This window comes from Microcoleus sp. A6-C6 (assembly GCF_036705955.1).
GTDB lineage: Bacteria > Cyanobacteriota > Cyanobacteriia > Cyanobacteriales > Microcoleaceae > Microcoleus.
The window spans coordinates 38,684-51,554 of record NZ_JAUBVR010000022.1; the positions used below are offsets into that span (position 1 = coordinate 38,684).

Annotated in this window: 8 protein-coding genes; 6 read left to right on the forward strand and 2 right to left on the reverse strand. The window is 45.5% G+C overall.

Features of this window, described 5'->3' with window-relative positions:
- Nucleotides 1–7 precede the first annotated feature (7 nt).
- On the forward strand, nt 8–241 hold the full coding sequence (locus QUB52_RS11640) for a hypothetical protein (protein WP_265237112.1): 234 nt from the start codon (nt 8–10) through the stop codon (nt 239–241).
- 153 nt (nt 242–394) lie between these two features.
- On the opposite strand, the gene QUB52_RS11645 is transcribed toward QUB52_RS11640, so the two are convergent.
- Nucleotides 395–1,330: an exopolyphosphatase gene (locus tag QUB52_RS11645; protein WP_265237111.1), complete on the reverse strand. Its 936-nt coding sequence runs from the start codon at nt 1,328–1,330 to the stop codon at nt 395–397.
- 66 nt (nt 1,331–1,396) lie between these two features.
- Between QUB52_RS11645 and bioF the strand changes: the two genes are divergently transcribed.
- Entirely contained in the window at nt 1,397–2,569 is a 1,173-nt protein-coding gene (bioF, locus tag QUB52_RS11650) for an 8-amino-7-oxononanoate synthase (protein ID WP_332973265.1), read from the forward strand.
- A gap of 270 nt (nt 2,570–2,839) precedes the next feature.
- Entirely contained in the window at nt 2,840–2,989 is a 150-nt protein-coding gene (gene pirA / locus QUB52_RS11655) for an arginine synthesis PII-interacting regulator PirA (RefSeq protein WP_265237109.1), read from the forward strand.
- 376 nt (nt 2,990–3,365) lie between these two features.
- Here pirA and QUB52_RS11660 read toward each other — a convergent pair whose 3' ends face one another.
- Nucleotides 3,366–4,733 (reverse strand): TldD/PmbA family protein, encoded by a 1,368-nt coding sequence (locus tag QUB52_RS11660; protein ID WP_265237108.1) that lies wholly within the window; start codon nt 4,731–4,733, stop codon nt 3,366–3,368.
- Nucleotides 4,734–5,025: 292 nt separating this feature from the next.
- On the opposite strand from QUB52_RS11660, the gene QUB52_RS11665 reads away from it, so the two are divergent.
- The 3 genes from QUB52_RS11665 to QUB52_RS11675 all read left to right on the forward strand — a co-directional run bounded on the left by QUB52_RS11665 (nt 5,026) and on the right by QUB52_RS11675 (nt 12,818).
- Nucleotides 5,026–9,303, forward strand: a complete 4,278-nt coding sequence (locus QUB52_RS11665) for a PAS domain S-box protein (protein ID WP_332973266.1) — start codon at nt 5,026–5,028, stop codon at nt 9,301–9,303.
- A gap of 245 nt (nt 9,304–9,548) precedes the next feature.
- Nucleotides 9,549–10,406: a DUF1361 domain-containing protein gene (locus QUB52_RS11670; protein WP_265237106.1), complete on the forward strand. Its 858-nt coding sequence runs from the start codon at nt 9,549–9,551 to the stop codon at nt 10,404–10,406.
- Nucleotides 10,407–10,844: 438 nt separating this feature from the next.
- Nucleotides 10,845–12,818 carry an ABC transporter ATP-binding protein/permease gene (locus QUB52_RS11675; RefSeq protein WP_332973267.1) on the forward strand — a complete coding sequence of 658 codons (1,974 nt, stop codon included), beginning with the start codon at nt 10,845–10,847 and terminating at the stop codon, nt 12,816–12,818.
- Nucleotides 12,819–12,871: the final 53 nt, after the last annotated feature.

Here is a 12,871-nt window from a genome sequence, read left to right on the forward strand (position 1 = left end):
CGGAAATATGGGACTCGAACGCAAAATGTTTAGGGGAATGTTTTCACCTAGCGAAGTGGTAAGATTGAAGCAGCCTTGTTTTACTCCTGGGCGATTGTTTGAACCAGGAAATTATAACGCCGCTGATTTACCAGATGTGGCTTTTGATATGGGTTTAGTAGACCATTTGTCGCCAGTCAAAGGCAAGAGTGCAGAAAATCTCAATACCCCGAACGCGCAACCTCAAAACCTTGAGGACTAAACTCCTGTTTGTAGTAAGGACTTTAGTCCTGAAAACTCCCGTTTGTACTAAGGACTTCAGTCCTGAAAACTCCCTTTTGTACTAAGGACTTCAGTCCTGAAAATTTAAATAATCAAAGACTCAAGTCCTGAATGCAAAAAATATCAAGCTAATTTAACGATTTTGTTCAATCTGGGCAATTAACTCTTTCAAAACTTTACTAGCTTGATCGTTTTCAATCTGACAAGTTCCAGCATTCCGGTGCCCGCCGCCGCCATATCTTAACATTAACTCCCCAATATTAGTTTGAGAAGTTTTGTTAAAGATTGATTTGCCAACTGCGAAAACAGTATTTTGTTTTTTCAGTCCCCACAGTGCGTGAATCGATATATTGCACTCCGGGAACAAAGCGTAAAGTACAAAACGATTCCCTGCATAAATCACATCTTCGTTGCGCAAATCCAAAACAACTAAATTACCATAAACTTTGGCGCAGCGCTGTATTTGGTCTTGAAATTTTTCTGATTGCTCGAAGTAGAGGTCTACTCTTTCTTTCACATCAGGAAGCTGCAATATTTGATCGATGGTATGATTTTTGCAGTAATCGATTAACTCCATCATTAACTGATAATTGGAAACCGTAAATTCTTTAAACCTGCCCAACCCGGTGCGGGCGTCCATTAAAAAGTTTAACAGTACCCACTCTTGCGGATGCAAAACCTCTTCTTGGGCAAATTGAGCGGAATCTGATTTGTCAACTGCCGCCATCATCGCCTCGGAAATAGTAGGAAACTTTGCTTTGCTTCCATAATATTTGTAGAGTACCCTAGCTGCTGAAGCTGCATAGGGGTCGATGATGTGGTTGATTTTGATTTTGTCGTGTCTGAGAGTTTCGCTGAAATGGTGATCGAAAGCTAGATGCACTCCCTCAACATAGGGTAAATTGGTGCTAATATCGTTATTTGTTATGTCGATTTTTCCGTCTTGCATATCTTTAGGATGCACGAATTTAATCTCGTCGATCAAATCGAGTTCTTTGAGCAAAACGGCACAGACAAGACCGTCAAAATCGCTGCGGGTGACTAATCTGTATTTTTTAGTGAGTGGCATATGCTTTGGTGATGCGGAGGAACTGATCACCCGCTAATATAACTTATTACCCGATCGCCGAACAATATGAACGCAGACCCTTATGCTTGGATAGAGAAGTCCCTCGACACAGTTCACCGGGCGGATTGGTATCGATCGCCACAATCGATCGAAAGTTGCCCGGGCCCTGCGGTAAAATTAGGAAACCGCCGGCTGATTAACTTTGCCAGCAACGATTATCTCGGCCTAGCGGGGGATGACAGGCTAATTCAAGCGGCTGTGGCTGCAACTCAGGAATTTGGTACGGGCGCGACGGGTTCGAGGTTGCTCAGCGGACACCGCGATTTGCACCGACAGCTAGAACTGGCTATAGCTAATTTAAAACAAACCGAAGACGCTTTAGTATTCAGTTCGGGATATTTAGCGAATTTAGGGGCGATCGCATCAGTTGTCGGCCAGCGCGATTTGATATTATCTGACAAGTACAACCATTCGAGCCTGAAAAATGGAGCCACACTCAGCGGTGCAACCGCGTTAGAGTACAATCACTGCAATCTTGAAGATTTAAAAGCCAAACTAGAGCAAAATCGGGCCAAATACCGCAAGTGTTTAATTATTACCGATAGCGTCTTCAGCATGGATGGGGACTTGTGTCCGCTGCCGCAGTTACTAGGTTTGGGCGAGCAATTTAATTGTATGGTATTAGTAGATGAAGCTCACGCTACAGGAGTTTTCGGTGCTAGCGGTGCCGGTTGCGCCGAACATTTCGGGTGTACGGGATTGCCACTAATCCAAGTTGGCACGCTTAGCAAAGCTTTGGGAAGTTTGGGCGGCTACGTTGCGGGCTCTGCTGCTTTAATTGATTTTCTCCGCAATCGAGCTGCAACTTGGATTTATACTACAGCATTGACGCCTGCTGACACGGCGGCTGCTTTGGAAGCTGTGAGAATTGTCCAGCAAGAACCAGAACGCCGAGTGCGGTTGCAGCAAAATATTGAAACTTTTAAATATGGCGCGATTACCAATCACCAATTACCAATTAGCAATTCCCTCTCTCCAATTTTCAGTCTGCCGTTAAAAGATGCAGCCACAGCTTTAACAGTTAGCAGCAAACTCAAGGAGATGGGTATTTTTGCTGTGGCGATTCGGCCTCCGACTGTCAGCGTGAGTCGAATTCGGATTTCGCTGATGGCAACTCACGAGCTCGCACACCTTCAGCAGTTGGTAGAGGCGCTGGGGCAAGTTTTGAGTTTTCAGTAAATGTAGGGGATTCCCGTCTGTTGAGCTAAATTCTTGCCTGCCCCACATAAGTCTTGAAGCAATGAGTGGAGCGAGAATCTGGCCGACCCCTACTATTTAAATTAGGGAAATTGTCAAGATATCGCTATTGACTTATGGCAAATAGTGTACACTATTTTGGGCGATCGGTCAATCAATGTAAATTTTTTGTAAATTTCGATACTTTTTGAAATTTCGCGCTATATTGAATAAGTAGCGAGTACACCAAATTAAATATAAGGAATGTCCACCATGAACACAAATCGCCAAAACGTCAAAAAAATCGCTGACACCCACCGTGCTAATATTCAAAAGCAACTGACGCACCGCATAGAAGTAGCCAGAGCCAACGGCAACCAAGATTTGATTCGGGTGCTTGAAGATGAAATGAGACAGCTTTAAGTAGCTGCCACTAAAATTGGCCCGTAGTTTGATTTAGAGGTTGCGCGAGAAATGCAGAATTCCCGCAACCGCTACATTTTGATTTTTCACTCCTCTCACTTTAGTTGGTAGAAAAAACCCCGGTTTCTTGAAGAAGCCGGGGTTTTTATTGAGCTTTTGGGTGCTTGTGGCGCGCCTGACTGGGATAAAAACCAATACGGTTTAGTTAAGCCCGGAGATCCCCCCTAACCCCCCTTAAAAAAGGGGGGGACAAGAGTATCCTCAAATTCCCCCTTGCTTTCGGGGGATTTAGGGGGATCTCCGGGCGATAAATAGCGATAACTGAACCATATTCGGATAAAAACTGTTGAGTTCAAAAATCAAAACTCAACATTTTTTATCTTCCTCCGACTACAACATTTTTAATCCGCAAATGGGGGCCGCCGACGCTGACGGGTAAACCGCTTTGGCCACCTTTGCCGCAGCCGCCGTAGGCATAAACTGAGTCGTTGCCGATCGACTCAATATCCTTTAAAGTCTGAAATACATTGCCACTTAAAGTGACATCACTCACCGGTTCAGCCAATTTGCCGTCGCGAATCATGAAGCCTTCAGCCGCCGCAAAGGTAAACATTTCGCCGTTGGTTTGTCCTCCCAACATCCGCACTGCATATACTCCTTCCTCAATGTCGCCCACCATTTCGTCAAAAGAATGTGCGCCAGATTCGATCGCCGTATTAGTCATCCGCACCAACGGCATAAAAGTAGCACTCAGGGCCCGCGCATTTCCCGTCGGAGCTTCGCCCATTTTGCCCGCAGTCTCGCGATTGTGCATCCTCGCTGCTAAAACTCCATTTTTGATTAAATGCTTGCACTGAGCGGGCACGCCTTCGTCGTCATATTTGAGAGTTCCTGGCAATCCCGGCAGAGTTGCATCGTCAATTACGTTCAATTGTTCGATCGCCACAGGCTTGCCCAAAGTCAACAATTCCTGCATTTTCGGGTTTTCGTAAATGCCGTCTGCTTCCGACAAATGCCCGAAAGCTTCGTGAATAAACACCCCCGACAAATAAGGGTCTAAAATCACCGGATACTGACCGCCTTTGACCGGTTTTGCCTCTAGTTGGCTGACAGCTCGAACCGCCGCACTCTTAACACGATCTTCAATATTTGTCAAGACATCGTAATCCGATCGCGAATGAATCGACTCAAAGCCTTGACGGACGACACCATCTTCATTGCGGGCGATCGCCCCGAAGCGCCCGGTGACATCCAAGCGCTCCTGAGCGATCGAAGTGCCTTGAGAATTCACAAAATAAGTAATCCCAAATCGATCGCTATAACCGGCCATTGTCGTCTGAATTCGCGGGTCATAATCTAACAGCAACTGGTTGTAAGATTCGAGCAACTTGCGCTTTTCTGCTAGAGTGATCGATCGCGGATCATGACCCAATTCCACCGCTACATAATCTTGAATCGGCGTGACATCTGCTAGTACAGTTTTTTCGCTGCCAACTAAACGAGACTGCACGACAGCTTCTTCAATCCGAGCTTTTAACTCAGCTAAACCGTTAAAAGTTACAAAACTCCAGCCGCCTTTGTGACAGGCGCGGATGCCGCCGGCGAGACTGAAACTGCGGTTGACAGCATCTAACTGAGGGCCGCGAAAACTAATCGCCGTTGACTCGCTTTTTTCGAGGCGAACTTCTAAATAATCTACTCGATCGCGGTAAGGGGCGATCGCTTCCATCAACTGTTCCTGCATCAAATTGCCCCTATGAAGATTTACGCCCAGTGCTGACAAAAATTATTGCTAACTCCATTTTAACTAATAAATCCCGTCTTTCGGGTGCGCGAGTCCGAACGGGGAGAGGGAGAGTCTGGACTGTTTCATTCTAGAAAAAATCAGGGTTTTGTCTTGTAGGGGTAGTGCCCCCGTGCCTACCCCTCCACTCTTACCCCAAGCCCGGTATGTCGGAAATTTTGCATCGGCCTAGAAAAATCGAATTAAAATAAATCTATCTAAAGACTTAGAAATATAGCTTAAGTGCCGGCCAATGCAATACTTTAAGATTAAAAAATTTCAAATTTCACCTTATATAGCAGCAATTGTCACATCAGTAGCAATTTTGGTGGGAGTTGGCATTTTAGACCGATCGGAACAACAGCGATTTTTGCAGTACAGCCGCACTAGCACGATCGATCGGCTCAGCACAGTCCGTTCTAAGCTGGAAAGCTCTTTAAATTCCCGGCTGTTTTTGATCCGGGGTTTGGTGGCTGACATTTCCAACAACCCAAACATCACCGAAGCCGAGTTTGCAGCGACGGCGAGAATTCTGCTGGCACAGCAAACCGGTATTCGCAGCATAAGTTTAGTTAAAGGCACGACGATCGCTTACATTTATCCGCGGGAGAGAAATCAAAAGGCGATCGGGCTTGACTTGACGGCGGTACCCGAACAGCGACAAATGGTCGAAGAAGTCATCAACACCAGAAAAACTTTGGTTGCCGGGCCAGTGAAATTATTGGAGGGAGGCGTGGCCTTCGTCAGTCGATCGCCCATTTTTCTCACACCCCCTGGTGCCGAGCCCGAAACTGGAGTTTACTGGGGCTTGGCCAACCTGGTTCTCGACAAAAACTCCCTGTTGGACGAAGCAGGACTCAACGATTCCTCAGCCAAGCTGCAATACGCTGTGCGGGGCAAAGACGGGAGGGGAAAGTCCGGCGACGTGTTTTTCGGCGACAAGTCGATTTTTGAGAACAATCCCGTGGTTCTGGAAGTGACCTTGCCCAACGGTTCCTGGCAGTTGGCAGCAATTCCGGCGGGAGGATGGCAAAAGAATTCGCCGCTGCGGGGGTGGTTGCTGTTTGGCGGCTGCTTGCTGGCTGTTTTCTGCGGGGCGGTGGCCTTTAGCTGGGTCTACGGCACTGCGAAATTGCGCGCGAACGAAGCTAAGTACCGGCAATTGGTGGAGAATGCTAACAGCATTATTGTGCAGTTAGATAGCGAAGGTAAGATTACTTTTTTTAATGAGTTTGCGGAAACTTTTTTTGGGTATTTAGAAGCAGAAATAATTGGCAAAAGTGTGATCGGCACAATTGTAGATTCGGCCGATTTGTCCGAAAATTCTTTAGCCGTAATAATTCGAGACTGTGCTGCCGAGCCGGACAAATACTTCAAACACGAAAATCAAAACATCCGCCGCAATGGCGAAAAAGTCTGGGTAGCCTGGAGAAACCAACCTTTGCTCGATGCCCAAGGGCGATCGATCGGGATCCTGTCGGTAGGTACAGACATTAGCGATCGCAAAAAAGCCGAAATCGCCCTGCAAGCATCTGAATCAGAATTGCTAGCTTTGTTTGCGGCCATGAATGACGTGATTTTGGTGCTGGATATTGAAGGACGCTTCCTGAAAATTGCCCCCACAAATCCCGAACTTTTGTACAAGCCACCGGCCGAAATTATCGGACAAAAAACCCGCGATATATTTGATCCAGAAAAAGCAGAAATGTTTCTGAAGCAAATTCGCCTCGCCCTCGCTACGAATCAAATCAGTAGTTTTGAATATAACCTGCAAATTGGCAGCGAACAAAAGTGGTTTTTCGCTAACATTTCGCCCATGAAAGAAAATACGGTTCTCTTGGTAGCCCGCGACATTACGCAGCGCAAGCAATCTGAAAATTGGTTGAGCGGTCAAAAACAAATTTTAGAAATGATTGCTCAGGGCGCTTCTCTGAGCGATACTTTAAATACATTAATTGAAATTGTCGAACAGCAATCGAGAGATGTCATGGGTTCGGTTTTGCTGTTAGATGAAGACGGTCAACATTTGCTGCACGGAGCGGCGCCGAGTTTGCCGGAAAGTTACAATGCTGCTGTTAATGGTGCAGCCATCGGCCCGGATGTCGGTTCCTGCGGCACTGCTGTCTACCGCCGCGAACAAGTGATCGTTACAGATATTGCTACCGATCCTTTGTGGGAAAATTATCGAGATTTAGCCTTTACTTTTGGACTGAGAGCTTGCTGGTCTAGTCCGATTTTATCGTCGGTCGGCAAAGTTTTAGGGACTTTCGCCATGTATTCCGCCGAACCGCGCGCTCCCCAAAATTTTGAGCTGGAATCGATCGAAACTGTCAGGCATTTAGCAGGAATTGCGATCGAGCGCAAACAAGCAGAAGAAAGTCTCAAACAGCTTAATCAAGAACTAGAAAATAGAGTAGAAAGAAGAACAGCTCAATTGCTCCAAACAGAAGAACGGTGGCAGTTAGCGCTCAAAGGCAATAATGATGGTATTTGGGACTGGAACTTACACACCGGAGAAATATTCCTATCCGATCGCTTTAAGGCAATCACCGGATACGAACAAAGCCCAAATCTCGATTACTTTGACGAATGGAACAGGATGACGCATCCCGACGATTTAGACTTAGTAATGCAGGCTTTCCAAGACCATTTAGACAGAACAACACCCCATTACATCATCGAATACCGCTTGTGGTGCTACAACATCTCCTACAAATGGATACTCTGTCGGGGACAAGCTTTGTGGGACGAATCTGGAAAAGCAGTCCGCATTGTTGGTTCAATTACTGACATTACGGAGCGCAAACAAGCAGAGGAAGCACTGCGTTCAAGCGAGGCAAAATTTCAAAAGCTGTCGGCTAATTTGCCGGGAATGATTTATCAATGTTTGCTGCGTTCAGATGGCTCTGTCAGTTTCCCTTACATGAGTCCTGCTTCCCTAGAAATGTTTGAGTTAGAACCCGAAGCTGTTTTACAAAATGCGGATTTACTAATAGATTTAATTCATCCAGACGACCGCCAAAGTTATGAAGAATCTATTACTATTTCAGCGCAAAATTTGCAACCTTGGCAGTGGGTAGGAAGGCTGGTGCTGCCTTCTGGCAAAATTGGCTGGTTTCAGGTAATTGCGCGTCCTGAAGCTAAAAAAAATGGCGATCTTCTTTGGGACGGCATCACCATTGATGTGACGGATCGCAAGCAAGCTGAATTAGCTTTGCAAGACAGCCAGCAGTTCATTAAAAAAATCGCCGATGCTACTCCCGGTATGTTGTATCTCTACGACTTGGAAGAACAGCGAAATGTCTATGCTAATTCTTCTATTGGCACGATTTTGGGCTATAGCTTTGACGAAATTCAAGCGATGGGTGCGTCACTGATTCCTCAGTTAATGAACCCCGAAGATTTGTCAAAAGTTCTGGAACATCACGCGAGTTTTGCAGGAATTGAGGATGGCAAAGTTCTGGAAATTGAGTACCGGATGCAGGGCGCAGACAATCAATGCTTTTGGCTGCAAAGTAGGGATAGTATTTTTAGCAGGAATTCTGAAGGTCAGCCCAAGGTAATAATTGGATTTTCCCAGGATATTACGACTCGTAAACAAGCAGATGAAGATCTGCGACAAAGCGAGGCGCGAGAAAGATCGAGATCCAGAGAGTTAGAGTCAGCGCTGCTGGAATTGCGCTCTACTCAATCTCAGCTCATTCAAACTGAAAAAATGTCTTCTTTGGGGCAATTAGTTGCAGGCATCGCCCACGAAGTTAATAATCCGGTTAACTTCATTCACGCTAACATTGATTATCTCAAGCAATATACTACACAGTTGATCGATCTGGTGACTCTTTACGAACATGAGTATCCCGAACCTAATCCAAAAATTGTCGATCGCATTCAAGAGATTGATTTGGATTTCATGGCTGAGGATTTAATAAAAATTGTGGGTTCGATGCAGGTGGGAACCGAGCGCATCCGGCAAATTGTTTTGTCCCTCAGGAATTTCTCGCGGCTGGACGAATCGGCAATGAAGCCCGTTGATATTCACGCGGGAATTGATAGCACTTTGTTAATTTTGCAGCATCGCTTGAAGAGTGGGGACAGCCGCCCGGAAATTGAAATAATTAAGGAGTTCGGGAAACTGCCGCCGGTGGAGTGCTATGCGAGCCAATTGAATCAGGTGTTTATGAATATTCTTGCTAATGGCATTGATGCGATTGAAGAACGATATCAAAAATTGTCGGTTCCGCGATCGGAGACAAATCCCGGGCGGATTGCTATTTGGACTGGTGTAACGCCGCAAAACACTGTGATGGTGGAAATTTCGGATAACGGTACGGGCATTCCCGATGAGATTGTCGATCGCATTTGTAACCCGTTTTTTACCACAAAAGCTGTGGGGAAAGGTACGGGGCTGGGAATGTCGATCGCGCACTCGATTGTGGTAGAAAAGCACAAGGGTAAGATTGAGTGTATTTCCCAAATGGGACAGGGAACGACTTTTAAGATTGAAATTCCGATCGGCAAAAGCTATCAGTAGTAGGGTGCGGAGCTTCGATTTGGGATTTTAGATTGACTCCATAGTGGTAGGGTACGTCAGCTCATGGCCGAATTTTTAGGTGGGGAGCCAGAAGCGGCGAGCTGACGCACCCTACAAATCAGACTGTCAATTGTCAACTGTCAACTGTCAACTGTCAACTCTTCCTTCTGCTATAGCGACTAAGATAGATTCAAGCTGCTGAGAAAGCGGTGCTGCCTCAAACCTTTAACTGTATAAAAATTAACATGATGGGATTAATCCTGGAAGCGCTCGAAGCAATGGGACACAATGTCCGCTGGATGTCTTGGAATTTATTTTTAGGTTTACTACCGCTGGCGCTGAGTTTTTGGCTGTTCCGCAAACCCCGATCGCGCTGGCTGCTGTGGGGTACATGGGTGCTTCTGGGCGCTACTTTTGTGCCCAGTACCCGCCATGTTTTGTCCTATCTGAGGCACATTGTGCAGGATGTGGGCAAAACTTACGTTTTGGGGGCGATCGCCATTACGATCGTGCTGATGGCTGTAGACATCTGGGTACTGCGACAGCGCGGAGTTCGCTCTCTCCGCTGGTGGGGCGGTTTTCTGGCGTTTATCGCATTTTTGCCCAATGCGCCCTACGTTTTAACTGATATTATTCATCTGATCCGCCAGATTCAATATGGGTACTCGGAGTGGACTGTAACTCTGGCTTTAATTCCGCAGTATCTGGCGTTTATGCTGGCGGGATTTGAGGCCTATGTACTGTCGGTGATGGCTTTGGGTTACTATCTGAAGCAACAGGGTTGGGGTAGATTTATTCTGGTAACGGAGATAACTATACACGCACTTTCGGCGATCGGCATTTATTTAGGGCGATTTATCCGCTTCAACACTTGGGACATTCTGACGAATCCCGATGCGTTGGTTAACACCGTCATGAATGATTTGATTGGTAAGCGTCCGGTTGTCGTAATGGCTGCAACATTTGTCGTCATTGCTGTTTTGTATTGGGTGCTCAAGCAAGTTAGTTTGGGGATTAGCCACCGATTTTACTACAATCTATCGTCGTCGGAGGCGATCGGCGACAGCGCGACTGCTTCTGATGCGATCGATTTGAAATTTTAGATTTGCTCCACAACTAACCTACAAACTTTTTGGCTTTCCAGGACTAAAATCGGAAAACAAATATTCCTCTTTCAGTTGACAGTTGACAGTTGACAGTTGACAGCTTGAGGGCGACATCTACGTAGAAGGAAGAGGATTGGAGTAATGAATCGTCTGATTTTAATTTCTCCAGATCAGGGTTCTGGCTTTAAATCAATTCTTTCTGGTAATTAAGATCGTGTCCGGTCAAATAACCGTTATCAGGTTGGTAGCGAGGACTTCAGTCCTCTGATTTTCATGAGGACTAAAGTCCGAACGATCGAACCAATTTAATTGTACTGACCGCGCACATGATATGAAACCCAATTTCTTCGCTCAACTCCCAAATAAATTACTGCGACACTCGGTAATAAAACTTGATATGTTAAAACAGTTGAAGTAGTTTTGTAAACAGCAAAGATGAATCGATTTGACCGTCAGTTGTGGAAGAGATTTATTGCGATCGCTCAGCCTTACTTTTATCCTTTAGAGCCTAGAGGAGGCAAGATTTTTCTGGGATTAGTAGCGCTGTTGTTGATATTTCTCTTCGCTGCTATGTTTTTACTCGTCAGTGCTGTATGTTTGGGCGGGGCCGCTCTTTTTCCCGTTTTTGTCAATAATATTGCTGCTGGGTTAGTTAGTTTGTTGCAAGGAATTATTCATTCTTCGGCAATGCTTATTATTGCCTTGATGCTAATTATTCCTTTCAGCAGTTTTTTATTAGTCAAAGGCAAATTGAGACCGCATTGGCAGTCGTGGGCATTATTGGCTCTATTGCTGTTATTGTCCCTATCTGTCAGCGGCTTGAATGTAATAATTAGTTACGTCAGCAACTTTTTCAACACAGCACTAGCAAAGAAAGACCAGCTAAATTATTGGAAGTATCTTTTTGTCTATGCAGGGGTTTTTGCAGTCGGCACTCCTATTGTAGTAATTTACGGCTACACCCAAGATAAATTGAGTCTCTACTGGCGGGAATGGATGACAAATAAGTTCCTGGACAAGTATTTTAAGAATCGGGCTTATTATGAAATAAATTCACACAAGGAAATCGACAATCCCGACCAACGAATTTCTGAAGATGTTAAATCGTTTACTCAGACAAGTTTGACATTTATAGTGGCCATCCTGGCTTCAATAGTTAATATTATATCTTTCACAGGTATCCTGTGGTCAATCTCGAAACCACTTTCGATTTTCCTGGTTGTCTATGCTATTTTGGGCACGATCGCCACTCTGATTTTTGGTCAAAGATTAGTGCCTCTGAATTTCGAGCAACTTAAAAAAGAAGCTAATTTGCGCTACGGACTGGTTCACATTCGCGACAATGCTGAATCAATTGCTTTTTATGGGGGGGAAGAGCGAGAATCGATGCAAATAAAGCAGCGGTTCGTGGAAGTATTTCGCAATTTTAATTTGCTAATTGGCTGGCAGCGAAATTTGAATTATTTTACAACTGGATACGGGTATGCTGTGGTGATTATTCCGGCTTTGTTTCTCGCTCCTGCTTATTTTGCCGACAAAACCGATACGATCCAGTTTGGAGACATCACTCAGGCGGCTTTTGCTTTCCGTCAGGTTTTAGCCGCTTTTTCACTGATTGTCAGTCGCATTGAACCGCTTAGTTCTTTTGCAGCTAGCATCAATCGTTTAACTATATTTACAGATACTTTGGAAGCAGAAAGGGCGGTATCTCGTGCAGAAGGAACTACTATAGATGTCGTAGTAGATTCTCAGTTAACGCTGAAACACGTTACTTTAGATACTCCCAAGCATCAAAAGACTTTGATTAGGGATTTGTCCGTAGCGGTGTCGCCGGGAGAAGGACTGTTAATTGTCGGTCAAAGCGGTTCTGGGAAGAGTTCTTTGCTGCGGGCTATTGCGGGTTTGTGGGATTCGGGAACGGGTTGTCTGGCGCGGCCGGAACTGCGAGAAATGCTGTTTTTGCCGCAGCGTCCTTATCTGATTTTGGGCAGTTTGCGATCGCAACTTCTCTATCCCAACACCAGCAGCGAGGTTGATGAGGAACAATTGCGCCAAGTTTTGGCATTAGTAAATTTAGCAGATTTGCCGGACAGATTGGGCGGTTTTAATGAGGCTTTAGATTGGGTCGAGATTTTGTCCCTGGGAGAACAGCAGCGTTTAGCTTTTGCTAGATTGTTGTTGACGAAACCGCGATATGCTATTTTGGATGAGGCGACAAGTGCTTTAGATTTGAAGAATGAGCAAGTTTTATACGAGCAGTTGCAAGCAACTCAAACTACATTTGTGAGTGTCGGCCACCGATTGAGCTTGTTGAAATATCACCAGCAGGTTTTGGAACTTTTGGGCGATGGGAGTTGGCGGCTGCTTTCGAGCGAAAAATACCGCGATAGTACGAAGGTTTTTGGCTGATACAGAGCTGCTTTCAGGAATTGTAAATTGACCCGGTTGTTTGTTCGCGGTGG